19 protein-coding genes and 1 pseudogene are annotated in these 20,738 nt (G+C 41.5%); 17 read left to right on the top strand and 3 right to left on the bottom strand.

All coding sequences use genetic code 11. The features are described from left to right. Position 1 precedes the first annotated feature (1 nt). Both RCC89_03890 and RCC89_03885 read right to left on the bottom strand, forming a co-directional pair. On the bottom strand, positions 2-1,240 hold the full coding sequence (locus RCC89_03890; protein ID WMJ72307.1) for a D-arabinono-1,4-lactone oxidase: 1,239 nt from the start codon (positions 1,238-1,240) through the stop codon (positions 2-4). Positions 1,241-1,346: 106 nt separating this feature from the next. After that, complete coding sequence (locus RCC89_03885) at positions 1,347-2,231, bottom strand: SMP-30/gluconolactonase/LRE family protein (protein ID WMJ72306.1); 885 nt, start codon at positions 2,229-2,231, stop codon at positions 1,347-1,349. Between the two features lie 526 nt (positions 2,232-2,757). Here RCC89_03885 and RCC89_03880 point away from each other — a divergent pair. After that, positions 2,758-3,051 carry a Dabb family protein gene (locus tag RCC89_03880; protein WMJ72305.1) on the top strand — a complete coding sequence of 98 codons (294 nt, stop codon included), beginning with the start codon at positions 2,758-2,760 and terminating at the stop codon, positions 3,049-3,051. A 5-nt stretch (positions 3,052-3,056) separates the two neighbouring features. Further along, a complete protein-coding gene (locus RCC89_03875) occupies positions 3,057-3,764 on the top strand; it encodes a 4'-phosphopantetheinyl transferase superfamily protein (protein ID WMJ72304.1) in 708 nt (235 codons plus the stop codon). Between the two features lie 360 nt (positions 3,765-4,124). Here RCC89_03875 and RCC89_03870 read toward each other — a convergent pair whose 3' ends face one another. Beyond that, positions 4,125-5,255 carry an acyl-CoA desaturase gene (locus tag RCC89_03870; protein ID WMJ72303.1) on the bottom strand — a complete coding sequence of 377 codons (1,131 nt, stop codon included), beginning with the start codon at positions 5,253-5,255 and terminating at the stop codon, positions 4,125-4,127. Between the two features lie 378 nt (positions 5,256-5,633). Between RCC89_03870 and RCC89_03865 the strand changes: the two genes are divergently transcribed. From RCC89_03865 to RCC89_03795, 15 genes and pseudogenes are all read left to right on the top strand, one after another. Next, positions 5,634-6,857 (top strand): neutral/alkaline non-lysosomal ceramidase N-terminal domain-containing protein, encoded by a 1,224-nt coding sequence (locus tag RCC89_03865; protein ID WMJ72302.1) that lies wholly within the window; start codon positions 5,634-5,636, stop codon positions 6,855-6,857. A gap of 443 nt (positions 6,858-7,300) precedes the next feature. Further along, entirely contained in the window at positions 7,301-11,389 is a 4,089-nt protein-coding gene (locus tag RCC89_03860; protein WMJ72301.1) for a DUF6531 domain-containing protein, read from the top strand. Between the two features lie 2 nt (positions 11,390-11,391). Further along, on the top strand, positions 11,392-11,754 hold the full coding sequence (locus RCC89_03855) for a hypothetical protein (protein WMJ72300.1): 363 nt from the start codon (positions 11,392-11,394) through the stop codon (positions 11,752-11,754). A 182-nt stretch (positions 11,755-11,936) separates the two neighbouring features. Further along, positions 11,937-12,218, top strand: a complete 282-nt coding sequence (locus RCC89_03850; GenBank protein WMJ72299.1) for a hypothetical protein — start codon at positions 11,937-11,939, stop codon at positions 12,216-12,218. A 3-nt stretch (positions 12,219-12,221) separates the two neighbouring features. Continuing rightward, entirely contained in the window at positions 12,222-12,575 is a 354-nt protein-coding gene (locus tag RCC89_03845; protein WMJ72298.1) for a hypothetical protein, read from the top strand. Between the two features lie 205 nt (positions 12,576-12,780). Beyond that, positions 12,781-13,494, top strand: a complete 714-nt coding sequence (locus tag RCC89_03840) for an RHS repeat-associated core domain-containing protein (GenBank protein WMJ72297.1) — start codon at positions 12,781-12,783, stop codon at positions 13,492-13,494. 4 nt (positions 13,495-13,498) lie between these two features. Further along, entirely contained in the window at positions 13,499-13,924 is a 426-nt protein-coding gene (locus RCC89_03835) for a hypothetical protein (GenBank protein WMJ72296.1), read from the top strand. A 480-nt stretch (positions 13,925-14,404) separates the two neighbouring features. Next, complete coding sequence (locus RCC89_03830; GenBank protein ID WMJ75637.1) at positions 14,405-15,034, top strand: RES domain-containing protein; 630 nt, start codon at positions 14,405-14,407, stop codon at positions 15,032-15,034. A 12-nt stretch (positions 15,035-15,046) separates the two neighbouring features. After that, complete coding sequence (locus RCC89_03825; protein ID WMJ72295.1) at positions 15,047-15,337, top strand: hypothetical protein; 291 nt, start codon at positions 15,047-15,049, stop codon at positions 15,335-15,337. Positions 15,338-15,735: 398 nt separating this feature from the next. Continuing rightward, positions 15,736-16,506, top strand: a complete 771-nt coding sequence (locus tag RCC89_03820; protein WMJ72294.1) for an RHS repeat-associated core domain-containing protein — start codon at positions 15,736-15,738, stop codon at positions 16,504-16,506. A 6-nt stretch (positions 16,507-16,512) separates the two neighbouring features. After that, the gene (locus RCC89_03815; protein WMJ72293.1) at positions 16,513-16,959 is read left to right on the top strand and encodes a hypothetical protein; all 447 of its coding nucleotides are present in this window, start codon (positions 16,513-16,515) and stop codon (positions 16,957-16,959) included. Positions 16,960-17,373: 414 nt separating this feature from the next. After that, a pseudogene (locus tag RCC89_03810) lies at positions 17,374-18,210 on the top strand (hypothetical protein). After that, a complete protein-coding gene (locus RCC89_03805; GenBank protein ID WMJ72292.1) occupies positions 18,093-19,262 on the top strand; it encodes an RHS repeat-associated core domain-containing protein in 1,170 nt (389 codons plus the stop codon). Before RCC89_03810 ends, RCC89_03805 begins: the two are co-directional and overlap by 118 nt. Before the next feature lie 7 nt (positions 19,263-19,269). Next, positions 19,270-19,611, top strand: coding sequence for a hypothetical protein (locus tag RCC89_03800; GenBank protein ID WMJ72291.1), 342 nt, complete (start codon positions 19,270-19,272; stop codon positions 19,609-19,611). 497 nt (positions 19,612-20,108) lie between these two features. Then, a complete protein-coding gene (locus tag RCC89_03795; GenBank protein WMJ75636.1) occupies positions 20,109-20,732 on the top strand; it encodes an RHS repeat-associated core domain-containing protein in 624 nt (207 codons plus the stop codon). The last annotated feature ends 6 nt before the right edge of the window (positions 20,733-20,738 follow it).

Raw genomic sequence — 20,738 nt, 5'->3', positions numbered from 1 at the left:
TTTATACGTGTAATAGTTTTTTCAAATAACTATTTAAAAAAATCCCTTTAGGATCCATCATCCTGCGAACCTTCATAAAATCATCCCACCGAGGGTACAGGTCTCTCAAAGTGTCAGCGGTAAGGGTATGTTTCTTACCCCAGTGTGGACGGCCTCCATAAGCCCGGAATATAGGTTCGATATCCTTAAAATATGGCCAATATGGAAGTCCCAGATTCTGCAAAATTGCTATAGTTACAGAATCCCTTTGGTAAAATGGGCTTAGCCAAGAATTGTCCCCTTGTACAGTCCTGTACAGTACACGCCAACCAACATAATCCCTATGCTTTTGCTTCACCCTTTTTCTTACCTCAGCAAAGCAATCAGGGCCAGCTTCGGCAGGCAAGGCATATTCCATTTCCTCATACTTTAAGTGTCGAAATTTTGGTAGAATTTCATTTAACCATCCTGTTTTTTCCTTAGCGAGTTTTGCATAAGGCAAGAGTTGCTCTTTCTGCCCTTGCAGGTTATGCGTACGAAGTTTGACCAAGTCGTTACGCGGGTACCAGTAAAAATCAAAATTCCGGTTATTTTGGACAAGATCATTAAGATGTTGCATAGCCACATCTACATGGGTACAATACTCCTTACGGTCTAGTTGTAAAGCAGGTGTGGTATTAAGGATCATTTTTGTAAATACACCTAAAGCCCCCATAGATACCCTTAGCGCATCCATCATTTCTGGATCCTTATCATAATCGAAACTTAAAACATCACCTTTCCCGTTTACCATCTCCACTCCATGCAGCATTGCCGAAAGATTGGGAAGTCCAATTCCTGTACCATGCGTCCCAGTGCCTATGGCACCCGACAAGTTCTGCATGTCCACATCACCTGTGTTATGCAGCGAAAAACCTAGTTTTAGCAACTCTTGGCCTATTTCACCTACAGTCATTCCGGGATAAATGGTAGCTTGCTGCTTTTCTATGTCATAAGAGTGAACTCCTTTCATTTGATTAAATGAAAGCAAGGTGTCGCTTGTCTGCAACAAAGGAGAAGATGAGTGACCGGCGCCCGCCACGCGTATAGTTTTGTCTTTGTACAATGCCCGACGTACCAAATCAGAAACTTCTTCCGTTGATCTTGGCTCTGCTATAGTTTCGGGTGTAAATTTCACACTCCCCGACCAGTTAACAAACGTCTTTTCCTTTTTCTTGACCCAAGGGATAATTTTATTAATTCGCTTCCTTATTCCTGCCATCACATTTCTCTTTTTATAGAAACAAGCCTGCAAGGGTCAAGGTTATAAAAAAAGGAGAACATTTCTGCCTCCTTTTTATAAAAGTAGTATGCTTCTAAAAAAAGCGCTAATCCAAGTCTATAACCAATATTTTGTTTTCCTTCATTTTAGGGATCCAAAGTTTTTTGCTGATCGGGTTGTAAAAAAAGTCTCCAGGTCCATCAATCTTATGGTCCGAGATAGCTTTGATTTCTCCAGTTGCCAAATCAAGCATTTTTATACCACCTTTATCGCCATAAGCCAGCCAATCAGAAAAAAGTACATGCCCATTATCAATAGCCACACCATCTATATTGCCTTGATAGCTGCTAATTTCTTCATAAAGCACGGCGTCTCCTGCAAAAGTTATCATTCCTAAGTCCCCATTATTACCGTTGGCATTATCCTCCCTTCCAAACATACCTACATATAAAATATGTTCTTCTGCATCCCATGACAGCCCATTAGGCTTTTGCACTTCTTGTATTACCCTATAGCTCTTAGAAGTTAGGTCAACTTCATAAATTTTTCCTATATCCATGGCAGAAACAAACAGCGCAGAATCATTTTTAACAGCTATATCATTCAACAACAATGTTTTCTCACGCGAAAAATCAAGATCGAAAACCTTTTCTCTAGTAGTCAGGTCAAAACCTTTTAAACGATCGATATCAGTTACGTACAAAACATTATTAACCACTCCCATTCCTTTAGGTGAATGTAAGGTATCGTTTAGTGGCAGGTAATGCATATCTATCACATCACCGTCTTCATTCATTTTACTGATAAAACCATCTCCATCCTTTTCTAAAGGCTCAAACTTCTTTCCTACGTTGGAAACATATAGATACTTTTCATGCTGAACCACACCTTCTGGTAGCGCAAAACCATCTATTTCCTGCTCTTTTTCTAATGAAGCCCCGGAGCATGAAGCAAACAATGCCACTACAGCAATCTTTATGTATTTCTTCATAGAATGTTTTTAAACAAAATTAGTGGCATTAATGCATAACAAAAAGTTTTATACAATATTTTGTTTATGAAATAACATTAGCTTCCCGTTGGAAAAGACAAACCTACTGAAGAAGCTATAGCAACAAAGACTCTCTAGCAGTTACTCTTTCTTTTGATCCGTTTTAATCATCCCCGTACCGACACTAAAGAAAATAATGATTACGATAAACACTACCAAGCCTGTTATCCAGTTATCCAAACCATGTTGTATAAAAACTTATGCAGTATAAATCAATCCTGCTGCACCAAGCAAGGTCAAAATCGATCCAAAAATTTTCATCAGGTTCATAACAATCCTTTTGTATAAAAACATCATAAACAGGGGAAGGTTTAACCTGAAATATGCATTAGAACTTTCTATTGGTTCTTTTGCCCTCGTAAAGAAATCTAATGAATAATCCAGTTTTTTTGCTTGATTTTCAGAATAAGTATAAAAATTTCGTTATAGATTTTTTATTTTTGCGCATATTAAAAATATCTCTACCATGTTAAAACATATCGTTTGCTGGAAAATCAAAGACCAGGCAGATAAAAAGGAAAATATTGAAAAAATGAAGGAGAAACTAGAGGCTTTGCCTGAAAAAATATCCGAAATTGTAGAATTTGAAGTAGGCATCAACATCGACCCTTCTGATGCGGCATACGATATAAGTTTATATTCTTCTTTCAAAGACCAAGAAGCCTTAGCTACCTACCAAAAGCACCCTGAACATGTAGAAGTTGGGAAACTCATAAAAGAAATCACTGAATCACGTGTGGTTTCCGACTATATTATTTAACATTTATGTCGCAGAAAGATCTTTCAGTGCAGTTATTCTTGGCTGATTGGCATCAGATATTACCTACCATCCATGAGTGTTCGGTAGTTTTGTCTAAAGCTGAAAATGAACGTGCCGCCTTGTTCCATAAAAGGCGCTATGCCGAAGAGTTTATTGCCTGTAGAATACTTTTGAGAAAAGTATTGTACAGTGTTACAGGGGTTTCTCCAGAAAAATTAGAGATCCTTTACACAGAACAAGGCAAGCCGTATTTAGTACTAGATTCGCATAAAGATTTAAAATTCAGTATTTCGCACTCCTCAAATATGTGTCTAATTGGAATTAGCCATTTACATGAAATAGGGGTAGACATTGAAAAAATCCGTCCGCTGGATCATAGTACACTTTCTGCTCGTTTTTATTCTAAAGCCGAAATTGCCAACTACCAATCCTTACAAGGAGACGAGCAGGAGCTTGCCTTTTTTGACACCTGGACTAGAAAAGAAGCTTGTGCCAAAGCCAATGGAGGAGGATTAAGGTTTAAAATATCAGAACTGGACACCGGAAAACCGGGAACTTTATTTAAATCTTTTGTCCCAGGAAACTGCAAGGATTCTTTTTATGTAAAAAATGTAAAAGTTACCGAAAGCTTTTCCGCTGCTGTTGCTTTGCTGGGCAAAGAAAATTTTGAGGTAGCACTTTCGGATTTTCAAATAAAGCCTTATATGCAATAGGCTTTTATTAAACGCACAAAGCTCCTAACAGAAAAGTAGTATATCGAAAGCAAATATAAAAGGGTAGAAGACTGTAATCCTCTACCCTTTTTATGTAGGGCGCACTGAAAAACGTCCAGAATGTTTACCTGTTTATATTTGTATAAAAGTTAGGAGGTATAGGTGCAAGGGTTTTTCGGTTACTTCTTATTTTTCCGTGCACAGTAAATTGAGAAGCTTTTAACCCAATACTTTTTTGGGCTAGCCACAAGCGCACAATCTACTTTATGGCCTTACATTCGAAGTATTCCAATACGTCTTCATGCAAGGCCATGCGTATCTTGCACACTTGTGACTTTTTCAGCAGGCCCTATGTATATATCAAGCGACTCCCACCACTGAAAAAGAACTTTTACTAGGTTCAGGTTTATAGTCTTTCTCTCTACCAACTTTTCTCAAAAAACTATAATGTGATTTAAGAGCATCAAAAAAGGTAGGCTTGTCATAATATGGCATATTATGCTCCTTGGCTGTTTGTCTAACTATAGCCCCCAGTTTAGGATAATGAATGCTGCAAATATTAGGGAACAAATGGTGTTCTATTTGTTGATTCAACCCTCCCGTCAAAAATGCTGCAAGTTTGCTGTTGCTGCAAAAATTGGCCGTAGTGTACATTTGGTGTACAAACCAATCATTTTCCAGTACGCCACTCGGTTGCGGTTGAGGAAAATGCACTTCCTCAATGCCATGGGCTAACATAAAAACTATTGCAAGATAAAAACCCGCAAACATGTGCATGACGAGAAAGCCCAGCAAGGTATGCAACCAAAACTGCTCAAGCATAACAAAAGGAACCACAATAAAAAGGGTGTAGGCAATGGCCTTATAGAAAAACAGATAAAAATATTCTTTTGCCGGATGCTTCTTATTGTGAAAATTTCCTACTTCATTTTTAAAGAACTTTTCGTAATCTTTTTTGAACCACCACGAAATTGTCGCCAAACAGTATAAGAAGAAAGCATAGAAGTGCTGGTAACGGTGTACTTTTTTAAGTTCCGCACCTGGCGAAAGGCGTATTATGCTCACAGGAGAAATATCTTCGTCATAACCATGGATATTAGTGTAGGTATGATGCGCTACATTGTGCATGTTCTTCCACATATAAGCGCTGGCCCCATTAAAATTAAATGTATGAGACAGCAAATTATTGACCCACTTTTTCTTAGAGTAAGCACCGTGAATCGCATCATGTCCAATGTTTACTGTAACCAAAGCTAAAGACACCCCAAGTATAGCAAATAATAAATAGTTAACTGGGGTTGAGAAATTGCCAAAGATCAACAAACAATACGAACCAGCCCATAGTGATAGATGGAAAGCCGTTTTAAGTGCCATACTTCCATTGGCATGGACAGATGTGTTGTTTTCTTTGAAATAATCTCTGACACGTTTACGCAAAACTTTAGAAAAATCTTGATTTTCCTTAGGCTTAAATCTTAAAGGTTTGGGCATTCTGTGGATTCTATATAAGATTGGTAAATTAATTTAACTTTAAAGATAGTGATAATTTGCTTTTAAATAAAGAGGTTAGACCTAGAATATGCAAAAGAACAATGGCACATGGCCGTCTTATGAGGAAATCTATCACATAGTTTAGGTTTAACATGGTATCACTTGGTATTAGTTTTACCTCATTAGTGGAATAGTATTGAAAATATAAATGTTATTTTTGCGTATAATAAACAAGTCCTCATACCTAAAAACACCTTTAATATTAAAAAGCTCATATACATTATATTATCTATTTGCTCTTTATTAGCAATAGTTTATTTTCTTTCTGTAGAAAATATAGACTATACCAGCTATAAAGAAACACGATATTATAACATCATGTCCGAGCGGATCGATAGCCTTCCTCCTATCATGGACTTGCCGGAGGGACAGCTCAATGCAGGATGGGGGAAAAAAAATATAGTTCCTGACGAACCAATGAGAATGGCCGGCATAGGCATACGCAAGCCTTATGAGCAAGTTCATGATTCTACCTTTGCACGGGCACTGGTCATCAACAATGGCTTTGAAAAAGTGGCCATTATTTCATTAGACCTGCTAATTTTTCCGCCTATAGTAGCGGATAAAGTCATCAATGAGCTAAAACAAAAGGGATATTCCAGCCAAAACCTATATTTTTCAGCAACACATACGCACAATGCTGCCGGCGGCTGGATCAAAGGTCCGGCGGGAAGAATAATAGCAGGAAAATACCAAGAGAAGTATGTGTATCAGCTTGTAAATGCTGTTGTAGAAGCGGTAAAAGAAGCAGAGAAAGCTGCGGAAGCAGCCCAAGTAGGTTATGGCAGATATGCCGCACCAGAACTTGTCTTTAACCGCTTGGTGGGAGAAAAAGGCAAAACAGATCCGTGGATTCGCTTGCTCAAAATAGAGACCAATTCGGGCAAACAAGCAGCCATGGTAACTTTTTCTGCACATGCGGTTTGTCTAGACTATGAAGAACATTCTTTATCCGGAGATTATCCAGGTAAGCTCGTCAAACTTTTGGAAGAAGAGGGCAGTATGGACTTCGCTGTTTTTTGTGCAGGAGCTGTAGGAAGCCACGGCCCCAAAGCAGATGGAGCTGAAAACTTCGACAAAATGGATAGTTTGGCTACAGGCTTGTTCAGGCACATATCTAAAGGCCATCAGAATATTGCAATGCACGACTCTGCCGACTTGCATACTTTTTATATGCCAGTTGAGCTTAGGGAGCCCCACCTGAAAATAGGGAAAAATACTCGTCTAAGGCCTTGGGTATTCAACTGGATGTTTGGTGATTATGACCCAGGTTTTAAAGTGGCCAAAATCGGGAACACTATTTTGGTAGGCACCCCTTGCGACTTTTCGGGCGAACTTGCATTACCTATAGAGGCCTATTATAAAGAAAAAGGCTATGACCTGATCATCACTTCATTCAACGGCGGGTATATAGGATACATTACTCCTGATGAATATTACGGCCTCGAAAAAATGGAAACTTTTGAAATGAACTGGTTTGGCCCCGAAAACGGCGCATACTTCTCCGAAATATTAATGCGCTTAGCTGATAAGTTGGAGTGAGAAGGGTATCTTTTACAATTAAAATAAGAAATAAAGGCTCTTTCGCCTATGTCTTAAAATGCTATAAATAGCTTTTTTCTTATCTTATACATTGTAACACCAATGGCATCCATAAGACAAACACTCAAAGATTCTTTATACTAGTTGTTTTTTAGGTTTTTTCGCCTAAATTGCACGATAGTAGGGATTCCCAATTTTTCCAAGGTGACTATTTTTAGAACTTACTTTTTGAAGAGCATCTTGTAGGCCGAATTGTTTAATAGGACTTACCCAAAGCGACAAAAGATAAACTGCCAGCGCACTTTTGTTAAAAAGCGACTGGTTATAAACTCCTTTGTAACGCTAAAGCGCCCTATTGCACATTCGAACCAAAGTGTTAAAAACCCGACAGTGTAAAATTTTTTATAAAACCAGTTAGGCCTAGGCCTGTTAAGACTTTTCGTATGCTTTTAGCCAACAAGCACTATACCATGGTCATGGGTATGGACATCCACATGGTGACCATACCGCCCGGAGTACCTTCGCCCATACCGCACCCTTTCATAGGCTTTGTCATGGACCCTATGGACTATGTGCCCTTTATCGGGTCCACGGTGTTTATCAACGGCGTGCCCCGTGGCACCAGCGACACCAACGGCATGCTGGGCATCGCCAAGCACATCCCCATGGGCGGCCCCTTCACCATGATGCCCATGATCGGGCACGAGTCCGTCAACTTCTTCGGCAGCCTTACCGTCAAGGCGCAGGGGATGTCCCTCAGCCCCGCAGGATATATGGTCATGAGCTGCAACGACATCGGCATGCCGCTCACCGCCACCCCCGGCAAAAAGATGAAGCCCAGGCCGAGCCTCTTCCTGCCAAGTTCGCAGACCGTCCCATTGCCGGGCGGAAAGCCTGTCATGGTAGGCGGCCCTTATGCGCCCGACCTGGCCGGTGCCGCCAAAAGGCTGGCCATGTCCTATGGTTTCGGCGGGCTGCTCAAAGTAGGGGGAAAAGCCGGAAAAGCTGGCCTTTCGGCATGCAAAAAAAAGACAAAGGCCGCAGGAAAACATACCAAAGGGCAAAAAGACAGCCTTACAAAATGCATCGGTGACCCTGTGGATATGGTCACAGGGCGCGTTATTTACGGGGGCACGGACTTTGAGCTCCCCGGGCCACTGCCGGTCACCTGGGAAAGGAACTGGTACTCGGACTCCTCCTATGAAGGGCCGCTGGGACACGGTATGCACCATTGCTACGACCTTTCCCTGCACTTTTTCAAAGAAGAAGAGGCCATCATGCTGGTGCTGCCCGACGGCAGGACAGCCTCCTTCCCGTTTTTGGTGGCAGAGGGCGAATCCTTCTACAACCGCATGGAAAAGCTCACCCTTACCTGTGTCAACTTTAGGGAATACCGCCTGAAAGACCATGAAAAAAACCTAACCTATACCTTCCGGAAAGAAGGCAGGGAGTTTTTCAGCCCCGTAAAACTTGAAAACACGGCCGGACAGGCCTTGTATTTTACCTATAACCAGCGCAGCTGCCTGACCTGGATCACCGACACGGCAGGCCGTGAGATCAGGCTGCACCTGGACCATGAGGACAGGATCAAGAAAATTACCGCCAGGCACAAAAAGAAAGAAAAGACCCTGGTGGAATACCGATATAACGAGGCCGGCGACATGGAGGTGGTTGCCGACGCCCTCGGACAGGAAACAAGGATGCAGTACCGCAACCACCTGATGGTGGCCAAGACCGACCGCAACGGACAGACATTTTACTGGGAGTACGACGGCCACTCCACCGGTGCCAGGTGCATCCATACTTGGGGCGACGGGGGCTTGTTGGAAGTCAGGCTGGATTACGGACAGGGCAAAAACGTGATGACGGACTCCCTGGGCCGCAAGACCGTGTGTTACTACAATGCAGACAACCTCTGTACACAGATAACAGACCCGGAGGGCAACCATATCTTCCACGAGTACACCGACTATTTTGAACCCTACCGGGACATTGACGAAGAAGGCAACCTGACGGGCTATACCTACGATGACCGGGGCAACCTCAAATCGGTGGTGTACCCCGACATGACCTCTTCCGTGTTTGTCTATGACGACCAAGACCGCCAGATACTGTCGGTCAGCCCCGAAGGGAGGAGCACGGTAAAGGTCTACAACGAACAGGGACTTCTGTGGTCGGTGGAAGACCCCGACGGCAGCGTCAGCAGCTTCCAGTACAACGGACAGGGGCTGGTGGAAAGCATACGGGACAACAAAGGGCGGCACACAACATTCAAGTACGACGGGGACCACAACCTGGCACAGGTCACCTTCCCCGACGGTGCAGAACAGGAGTGGTGCTATGACGCCTTCGGGCGGTGCTTCTACTCCAAAGACCCCGAAAAGCGCGAGCAGAACTTCTACTATGACGACCTCGGGCGGCCCGTGCGCGTGTGCCTGGCCGACGGCAACATCATAAAGCTGTCCTACAATGCCTATGACGAGGTGGTCCGTGCCGAGGACATGCAGCACAAGGTGCGCTTTGAGTACACGCCCCTCGGCAGCATCAAGCTGCGGGAGGAGGACGGTGCCAAGGTACACTTCAGGTACGATACCGAAGAGCAGCTCAAGGCCATAATCAACGAGCACGGGGAGGTATACCGCTTCAAAAGGAACGGCAGGGGCGATATCGTGGAGGAGGCGGGCTTTGACGGCCTTACCAGAAAATACGTCCGCGACAAAGCGGGCAAGGTAATAAAAGTGGAAAGGCCGGGCGGCAGGCACACCACCTATGAATATAACCGCAAGGGCCAGATCTGGCGCGCCGAACACAGCGACGGCACTTGGGAGACCTATGCCTACGACAAGGACGGCCAGCTGATAGAGGCGGTAAACCAGCACAGCAAGGTGATCCTCACCCGCGACAAGAACGGCAGGGTAATCAAAGAAGACCAGGACGGCTACACGGTAGAGAGCAGCTACGACAAACTGGGGCTGAGGCAGCACATTGGCAGCAGCCTCGGGGCGGACATACAGCTGGGGCGCAACGAGTCCGGTTTTGTCACCAGTATGCAGGCCAGCCAGCAGGGCATGAAACTCCCGTGGCAGGCAGAGATCACCTACAACAGCCTTGGACAGGAACTGGACAGGGTACTCGGCATCGGCAACGTAAAGAACCAGTTCGCCTACGACCTGTCGGGGCGCCCGAGGGAACAGAAGACCTGGAACGGTACCGGTGCCCGTCGCCTGCACCGCCACAAGCAATATTACTGGCACCCCAACGACCGCCTCCAGCGCATCCACGACGTGCTGACAGACACTGCCACCAGGTTCCGGCACGACAGCTTCGGCAACCTGATCGAAAGCCTGACCGTTCAGGAATATCGTATACAGGGAAAGGAAAACTACTTCCGTGACGAAGTCGGGAACATATTCCGTGAAGAGGAAAAGAAAGACCGGAAATACGGCGCGGGCGGAAAGCTGCTGGAAAACAAAGGGGACAAGTACAGTTACGACGAGGAAGGCAATTTAATACAAAAGACGACCAAAGAGGGCAACTGGATTTACGAGTGGAACGGCAACGGCAGCCTGAAACAAGTGACCCGCCCCGATAACAAAACCGTCAGTTTCGAGTATGATGCTTTAGGGCGCAGGACCGCCAAGTTATTTGACGGAAAGATTACAAGATGGGTCTGGGACGGGAATACGCCAATTCACGAATGGCATTACAAAACAGAAGACCGTCCAATAGACGTGGTGGACGAGTTCGGGTTTATTTCTAAGGACAGAGAGGAACCTGTAGAAAACCTCATTACTTGGGTTTTCGATGATGGCTCATTCAAACCGGCTGCAAAAATTGTAGACGGAGAGTATTATTCCATCATCAATGATTATCTTGGCACCCCGAAGGAAGCCTATGACAAATACAGCGACTGCGTCTGGAAGTGTGAACATGAAGCGTACGGAAAAGTAAGGAGTTGCGAAGGAGAAGTGGGATTTATTCCATTTAGATTCCAGGGACAGTACCACGATGTGGAGACGGGGCTTTACTACAACCGCTTCCGCTACTACGCCCCTGACGAGGCCATGTATGTGAGCCAGGATCCAATTGGGTTGGAAGGGGGAGATAGGTTTTATGGGTATGTGGGGGATGCTTTGGCAGGAGTTGATCGATTAGGCTTAAACCCAATAGTTGTTATTGGTGAAGGGCAAAAAGCTGTAAATGAAGCAGCTAAATTATTAAAAGCGGCAGGTTATAATGCAGAAAGCATGATGTATCCAAAAGTTCAATGGAAAGGAGGGGTTTTATATGACGGTATGCCAAAAGCGGATTTTGATAAAGCAGTGCAATGGAATAAAGAATGGTTAATGGATAAAATTAAGAACGGTTATACCGTTGTTGATATTGGGTCTGATGGAAGAAGTAAACCAAGTAAATTTTACAAAGCTGAACTTGAGGCAGTTAAAGAAGTCAGAGGGAAGCGAATTAAAGTTAAGATTTTTCCAAATGGAGAAACAGTTGAGCAATTAAGAAGCCGGTTAAAATGTAAATAAATATGAGATTGGATTGTTTTGTAAATGTAATATCAATTGATCCTGCTTTAGAGTTTTATGTAAATGAATTAGGGTTCTTTAATATCAAATATGATTTTGGTATGGGTAATGTTCTAATTTCACATAATGAAAACTCGGATATATGTTTAAGACTAAAAGAGCATAATCTTCAACCTTCACCTGATATTGTTTTTGCATTGGAAGTCAAAAACTGTAAAGATCAATTTGAAATATTTAAAAGTTTTAAGTTTAAAAGTGGAGGCCAATTGTCTTCTAATAATTTACTTGAATACCCTGTTGAATCAAGTTTCATTATTAAAGATCCATCAGGAAACAAAATTCTTATTTTTGAACCGAACTATTAATTTATAAGTCAAAAAAAGCTTTTTTAAGGTAAGCGTTCGGGCAAGAACACGTTGATTTTATAAATTTACCCCCTTCTGGTCGAAGTTTAACGAAGCATAACTTCGACCAATAATCATTAAAGCTTTCAGCTTTCGTAAATCATGGAACTAGCAATAAAAAAAGAATTACTGTCATAGGAAGAATGGATGACCTGCGAAAATATGATAATGATCCTATTTTTGACACTTGGCATAAATCAGGGCGAAAGCCTAAACCAGGAGAGCCCCCTGTTACCTGGAAAGAAAATGAAAAATGGCTTCAAGATAGAATTGATCGTGGTGATAAGTTTTGGATTGCTACAGATCCCAACACTCTGCCTTCTGTTAAAAATGGATATGTTCCAGGTCAACCCAATGGATATTTTACAGCTAGAGAACTGGCTCACTTAAATAAGAATGGAATTAAACCAAAATATAAACCGTAAATTATGCAAGGGTATCAGATAATCGAATTAGAATATGTTGATGATTTAATTAAACGTAAGGTTAGTTTAGAGTTCCAGGTCTCAATTATATTGTGGCTAATTGATTCTTGTAAACAAGATCTTGTTTGTGCTCAACTTCCAATACAGATTCATTTAATTAAAGTAGATTATATGGGTGAGTATCCAGCAATTGGAATAAAGTATTTAGAAGACCAAAACCAAGAGGATGATTTTTCAGATAAAATAGAAGTTTTTTGTAATTCGACTATCAAAACCAGTTCTTTTGAGAGGTTTTCGATATTTCTAACTGAACACTATGATCAAATACAAGAAGAGGTGCGAAAATTTGCATACTAGTTTGTTTTTAATTTTGAAAAGACAAAACCATTTAAAACCTTTGGATATTCAAATTATCAGGCCATCAGCATGCTGTGGCTGATGGTCTGCTTTTTTTTATTCCGGCATAAGGTATAAACTTTGATTTGATGTCCTCCCGCGCGAAGATTCTGGTATAGCCGGATAAAAAACAAAAAACTGGTTCGAACGTCTGTTCGGACCTTTTTTGTTTTTTGCAGACCGGATCCTTCCCATCATAAATGATTATCTTGGCACCCCGAAGGAAGCCTATGACAAATACGGAGACAGCGTCTGGAAGTGCGAGCATGAAGCGTACGGGAAGGTAAAAAGTTGTGAAGGGGAGGTGGATTTTATACCTTTCCGCTTTCAAGGCCAGTACCACGATGTGGAGACGGGGCTTTACTACAACCGCTTCCGCTATTACGCCCCGGACGAGGCGATGTACGTGAGTCAGGATCCGATTGGGTTGGAAGGGGGAGATAGGTTTTATGAGTATGTGCATGACTCTAATGCTTGGGTGGATGTTTTGGGGCTTAGGTGTAGCAATGCTGAAATTAGATTAGATTACAATGCAAATGTAAATCTATTAGAAAGTTTAGGGGATAGACTACTTGCAAAAGGCTTTAGTGAAAAAGCTGTAGCTAAATATTTGCATCAAAAAAGGAGGGCTTTGGGAGTTTTATATAAAGACGCGACCCCAGCTAATTTATTAGAGTTAATTTCCTACCGAAATGTTCTTAAATATAATGATAGACTGGGGCCATCTTTTGAAAGTCTTGCTAAAGATTTAGAATTTAGTTCAATAATAAAGATGGCATCAAAGACTGCGGGTAAAAATGCAAGCACGCTTTTTGAAACACTTCAAAAAGATCTGCCAGCAACAGGAAAGAAATCGTTAAGTGCAATGGGATTTATTTAGATTTATGGAGATTATTTTAAAAAATTATTACGACAAAAATTCTTTGCTATCTTTTGATGTTAAAAGTGGAATGTCTGAAAATGTAAAATTAGGCACGAATGTTAATACCAAAGGCTTTTATGACATTTGGGGTAATATTGTATTTGGTATTTATAGTTGGCAAAATGAAGCTTTCTTTTTTGTTAATAAAAACATCATTTCATTTAAAAGTATTCAAGAAATATCTTTCAAAGAAAAAGAAGAATCAATATCAGAATTAATTATAAATCTTGAAAATGGTGAATCTATAAAATTAATTACTGAAAAAGATATGGAGTCTTCATCAGATTTATTTTATGCTGAAGATGAGTCAGATCTTAATTTAGGTATTTTAATGTCAAGATTGCATAATAATAAAGCTTTTCAAGAGCAATTTATTACTTATAATTAATGAACATTTTTAGTATTTGTTTTAGTAAAGGGCTTTATATAAATTGCCCAATAGGCTGAGTTTTGTTAAAGTATGCATAGTGGCTTTGTATTAATTACTGCAATTTACAACGCAAGATAAACCTTAAAATGTAGTCTTTCAGTTACTGTAAATGTCAGACCATCAGTTTTGTTAAATTGCTGGCCTGACATTTCTTTTGATCTTTCATTTATAATTGTACTCTTGGGTTGTATTTTTTTTAAGCAACACATCTCTAGCCTTTCTACATTGTCAATTTGTTTTGAATACCGATATTTATTGGGGAAATTACCGTCAGATAGGACGTTTACGGGAACCTTAGGCTCATTCCATCACAAATGATTATCTTGGCACCCCGAAAGAGGCCTATGACAAATACGGCGACTGCGTCTGGAAATGCGAGCATGAGGCGTACGGAAAGGTAAAATCTTGCGAAGGAGCAGAGGGTTTCATACCTTTTAGATTCCGGGCCTGTCCCGAAGCGCAGCATTCGGGAGGCAGTATCATGATGTGGAGACGGGTCTTTACTATAACCGCTTCCGCTACTACGCCCCTGACGAGGCGATGTATGTGAGTCAGGATCCGATTGGGTTGGCAGGGGGTGACAGGTTTTATGGGTATGTGAAGGATTGTAATGCTTGGGTGGATGTATTAGGGTTGAGTGAGTGTAAACCGAAGGGGAAAAAAATTAATAGAACCGTATACAGGTTCGAACGGCCAGATAGAATTTCTACAACTTGGACAACTCATCCAGGAAATGTTTCAGCGAGACATAGGTATACTAAGCCAGGGGTAGGTGGAGTTTATGGTGCTAATTCAAAAAAAACTGCTTTAGCAGAGGTTAATCATTGGGAAGCCGGAGAAGGGAAAATTTTAACAAGTAAAAAGGTTGAACTTAATAATGTTCTTGACTTAACTGATGCAAAAGTGAGAAACAGTTTAGGCATTAATTTAAAAGAGATTACTGGCAATGATTATACCTCTACACAAAAAATAGGTGATTGGGCTATAAAAAATGGTTACGATGGCATTCTAGCTCCGTCTGCCAGAAATGCTACTGGCACTAATTTAATTGGCTTTACAGGACTTTAGAAGACATATGTTATGAGCGAAGGAATTGAACAATATTATGGGCTAGAGGGTGATAGAGACTGGGAAAATGTGATTAAGACTTCCATGTCGGTATGGAAAGAATCAGATTACCAAAAAGAGCTTGTTGATAAACTAAAAGGTAGAAAAGATTTAGCTATTGTTATTTATGACAGATTAGGAGAACATAGCTTAGATTGGTTAGAAAAAAAGGTGCCTGGGCTGGAGTACTTAACACCTCTTGAGTGTTTGAAATCTCAAAAATTATTGCAGCGACTGAAAGAAGCTTTGATGAGAATGGGGTAATTTTTTAACAATAAACCCTGCCGGTGCGCTGCAAGGCACAACGCCAGACAAAACCATATTTACCCCTTCGAATATTCAAATTGCCGGACCATCAGATGTTTGAAATCTGATGGCCTGTTTTCTATTCTTATTTTATGTTGAAAGTTCCTTAAAGAACCATTTTCGGATTGGCGATATTTAACTGATTCCGCAATCCATCTGGTTTATTTTATGCTTTCTTTACCAGTTTCGGTTATTTGTAAAGAAAATAATAGTGTTTGTGCGGCATTTTTCCGCTACTTCCAGAGGAATAAGTAAAAAAAGAGAAGCTATATGACGGAAAGATCACAAGATGGGTATGGGACGGCAACGTACCGCTGAACGAGTGGAAATACGACCTCGAAGACAGGCCCAAAGACGTGGTGGACGAGTTCGGGTTCATTTCTAAGGACAGAGAAGAGCCCGTAGAGAACCTCGTCACATGGGTTTTCGATGATGGCTCATTCAAACCTGCCGCAAAAATTGTAGACGGAGAGTATTATTCCATCATAAATGACTATCTTGGCACCCCGAAAGAAGCCTATGACAAATACGGCGACTGCGTCTGGAAATGCGAGCATGAGGCCTATGGAAAGGTAAAATCCTGTGAGGGTGAGGTCGGCTTAATTCCGTTCCGTTTCCAAGGCCAGTACCATGATGTGGAGACGGGGCTTTACTATAACCGGTTTAGATATTATGCTCCCGATGAGGCGATGTATGTGAGTCAGGATCCGATTGGGTTGGAAGGGGGAAATCCGACTATTTATGGATATGTTTTTGATGCTAATAATGAAATCGATCCTTTTGGGCTGGAAATGTGCAATGCAAAAGTTTCAAAAGTCGCAAAATGGCAGAAAGCTGTACAAGGAATTGATGGGCCAGGCATAAGTGACCATTTTGCAAAACATGGATCACAGGTAGGTGCGTTTTCAAGAAAAGCCTATGATAAGAGTGCAAGAGAAACAATTAGGAATGGGCGTAGGTTTAACTATAGGGATAGGTCCACTGGTAAAAGACGAATTGGATATTACGATTCTGAAACAGGACTTTTTACAGCAACTACCCAAAGAGGAAATAATGCCATAATTCATACTCATTTTGCAGAAAGTTGGGATAACCTAAGAAAGTTACCAGGGTTCTCAGCAGGGTAGATATCTATGAAAAATAAAAACAAATTGTTACATTCAGTGAACACTAGACTAAAGAAGAATAATTGTTTACCCCATATTGTTTCTTCTTTAGCATATGATATTTTTTACTTGATCTCAAATTATGAAGATGTAGATGACGAACTTATTAAAAATAAATTCCTTGATTATGTAACTAGAAATAATCAGGAGAATCTTTTAGATATCCAAATTGAATATGCTGTTCAGCTTATGGATCATAATTCTAAACTAGAGTATGAGGAGGTACATAAAGTTTTTTCTTTAGTGGATGAGATCTTCGCATTAAAAAAATTAGGCTTAAAAACAGACTTTTTGTGCCACATTTATGAGCAAAAATTAAAAATTTTTCTTCAAAAGGAATTTACAAGAGCAAAAATGGTTGTAGAAGACAGATGGGAGGATTGGAAAAAAGATTGGTGGTGGTATAGAATTTAACTATAGAATTTAACTACCGTATTTAAAACAACGTGGTATTTGGACAATACTTTTCCCTGCACAACGCCAGACAAAACCATATTTAACCCTTCAAATATCCGAATTGTCGGATCATCAGATGTTTGCAGTCTAATGGTCTGTTTTCTATTGTTGTTTTTATTGAAAGTTTTTTAAAGAACCATTTTCGGCTTGGTGATTTTAAAGAGATTCCCCAACCCAATCTAATATCCTTACTTTTCCCCTGTCAGCCTCGGGAGTTTGAAAGGGCTATAAGTGTTTGTCCGGTATTTTTATGCTCATTTAGTTCCTTATGAGCAAGTATGCAAAGGGAACCGTGACCAGAAAGTTTATCATGTTCATCATATGAATCATTAAAAACATGGTTCAGACAAATACGTCCGCGACAAAGCGGGCAAGGTAATAAAAGTGGAAAGGCCGGGCGGCAGGCACACCACCTATGAGTACAACATGAAAGGCCAGATCTGGCGCGCCGAGCACAGCGACGGCACCTGGGAGACCTATGCCTACGACAAGGACGGCCAGCTGATAGAGGCGGTAAACCAGCACAGCAAGGTGATCCTCACCCGCGACAAGAACGGCAGGGTAATCAAAGAAGACCAGGACGGCTACACGGTAGAGAGCAGCTACGACAAACTGGGGCTGAGGCAGCACATTGGCAGCAGCCTCGGGGCGGACATACAGCTGGGGCGCAACGAGTCCGGTTTTGTCACCAGTATGCAGGCCGGCCAGCAGGGCATGAAGCTCCCGTGGCAGGCAGAGATCACCTACAACAGCCTTGGACAGGAACTGGACAGGGTACTCGGCATCGGCAACGTAAAGAACCAATTCGCCTACGACCTGTCGGGACGCCCGAGGGAACAGAAGACCTGGAACGGCACCGGTGCCCGTCGCCTGCACCGCCACAAGCAATATTACTGGCACCCCAACGACCGCCTGCAGCGCATCCACGACGTGCTGACAGACACTGCCACTAGGTTCCGGCACGACAGCTTCGGCAACCTGATCGAAAGCCTGACCGTTCAGGAATATCGTATACGGGGAAAGGAAAACTATTTTAGTGAGGGCGGAGCGTTAAAAAATGATTTGGTAAATCATTTTAGCGACGAGCCAGCTTGCAGGGCTGCAACATATTCCGTGAAGAGGAAAAGAAAGACCGGAAATACGGCGCGGGCGGAAAGCTGCTGGAAAACAAAGGGGACAAGTACAGTTACGACGAGGAAGGCAATTTAATCCAGAAGGCGACCCAAGAGGGCAACTGGATTTACGAGTGGAACGGCAACGGCAGCCTGAAACAAGTGACCCGCCCCGATAACAAAACCGTCAGTTTCGAGTATGATGCTTTAGGGCGCAGGACCGCCAAGTTATTTGACGGAAAGATTACAAGATGGCTGTGGGACGGCAACGTACCGCTGAACGAGTGGAAATACGACCTCGAAGACAGGCCCAAAGACGTGGTGGACGAGTTCGGGTTCATTTCTAAGGACAGAGAAGAGCCCGTAGAGAACCTCGTCACATGGGTCTTTGATGATGGCTCATTTAAGCCTGCGGCAAAAATTGTAGACGGAGAGTATTATTCCATCATCAATGATTATCTTGGCACCCCGAAGGAAGCCTATGACAAATACAGCGACTGCGTCTGGAAGTGCGAACACGAGGCATACGGAAAGGTAAAGAGTTGCGAAGGGGAGGTAGATTTTATACCTTTCAGGTTCCAAGGCCAGTACCACGATGTAGAGACGGGGCTTTACTACAACCGCTTCCGCTACTACACCCCTGACGAGGCCATGTATGTGAGCCAGGATCCGATTGGGTTGGAGGGTGGAGATAGGTTTTACTCTTTTAGCTTTGATACGAATTGTAGCTATGACCCTCTTGGTCTCATTTTAGTATATCGTGCTTTAAATGGAATGCAAGAAGCAAGCGCTCTTGCCAATGAACCAATAAAGCCTAAGAGTTCCTTAGCAAACTTTTCTGTCCAAGAGCATATTGATAATGGAAAGTTAGAAACACAATATATTTCTACAACCAAAAAAAGAGGTACAGCTGAGTTTTACGTAAAACCTAACCCCAGAAGAGGAAAGCGTAATAAAAGTACAATAATTGTCATAGATACTGATAAAATTGATTCATCAAAGGTTTTAGATGTATCATCAGGAAAAGATCCTAAAAGTGGAAAGCTTTTAAAAAACCCTGCTTTAAGATATGCAACTAAAGATTTAGAAGTTTTAATAGAAGGCGAAATTCCTTCATCTGCATATAAAATAGTAAAAGATTGCAACTAAATGAGTCATGAAAAGATATCTTAATAGGTTAAATCAAATTTCAAAAGAATGGAGAACGTTTACAGATTCTTCTTTTTCTGATGAAAGTGAGGAAAGGAAAGCAAATGAAACAGAAAAAAACAAAATCAAAGATCTGATTTTTGATATTAAAAAAGACCAAAATCTAAAAGAAATTGAGAAAGATGAGCTAGTGGAAAAAAGTATACTTCACTTAGCACAATCAAGTGGCTGTGTTGAAGATTTAGAGATTTCAGAAAAAATACTAGATATTCTTGAAAAGGAAAGTATTTTAAATCAAAAACTTGTTGATTTATTTTATGAAAATACTGCTTCAGGAAGGTGGGATTAATGCTAAAAATAGTATCTATTTGTATCTTTGTTATCTCGGTGATTTGAACGAAAAAATGGTGTTTATAGGATGATCTTACTTTCACTGAGGAGTAAGTTTGAATAAAGCATCATAGGTAGTTTTGAAAAGATCAAAAGTTGTGAGGGTGAACTAAGTATTGTACCATGCCCTGCACAACGCCAGACTAAACCATATTGAGTCTTTCAAATATTCTAAATAGCATATCATCAGCATGTTTAAGTTGATAATCTGTTATTTTCTTCTTTACTTTTTGATATTCTCTTTCAAAAGATTTCTGTTCTAAGTTTCTTAACAAATCCCGCAACCCTTTCCGGTTTATTTTTTATCCTTTCCTTGCCAGCTTCGGCGATCTGAACCGAGAACTGATGTTTATCGCGCATTTTTCCGCTCATTACTTCCAGAGGGGTAAGTTTGAAAAGAACGTAGGTGGCCGGAAATGTCAAAAATTGTGAAGGGGAGGTCGGGTTTATAACTTTCTGGTTTCAAGTCTGTCCCGAAGCGTAGCATTCGGGAGGCAGTACCACGATGTGGAGACGGGGTTGTATTACAACCGCTTCCGCTACTACGCCCCTGACGAGGCGATGTATGTGAGCCAGGATCCGATTAGGTTGGAGGGAGGAAATCCGACTATTTATGGGTATGTGAAGGATAGTAATTTTGTTCTAGATACCTCAGGATTATCACCATCTCCAATACATGGTTTTAAAAGTTTTGGACAACTAAATCAATTTGGATCGCAAATTAAGGCGACTTTAGCACGAAGAGGTTTTAAAAATTCTGATATTTTTATGCAAGGAAGCTCCGTTACAGGTAAAAGTTTTAGATCAGGAGTTCCATTTGATGTTGGAAGAGTTAGTGATTTTGATGTTGCAATAAGTAATCCTGAGTTGCTTAAAAAGGGTCAGTCATTAGATTTAGGAAAAGCTGGTAGAGGTTACTCCATGCCATTGGGTGTAGAAGATATGAAAAAGCTAGGATTTGGCGACCTGGCAGAATCATTATCCAACCGTTTTGGCAGAGATGTTAATTTTAGAATATTTGAAAATGAGGATGCTGTTAGGAGTAAAGGGAAAAGCTATAAACTTAGTTGTCCAAAGTAGGTGAAT

The organism is Cytophagaceae bacterium ABcell3 (assembly GCA_030913385.1).
GTDB lineage: Bacteria > Bacteroidota > Bacteroidia > Cytophagales > Cytophagaceae > ABcell3.
Note: the sequence above shows the minus strand (reverse complement) of the source record. Positions and strands in the feature narration are given on the sequence as shown.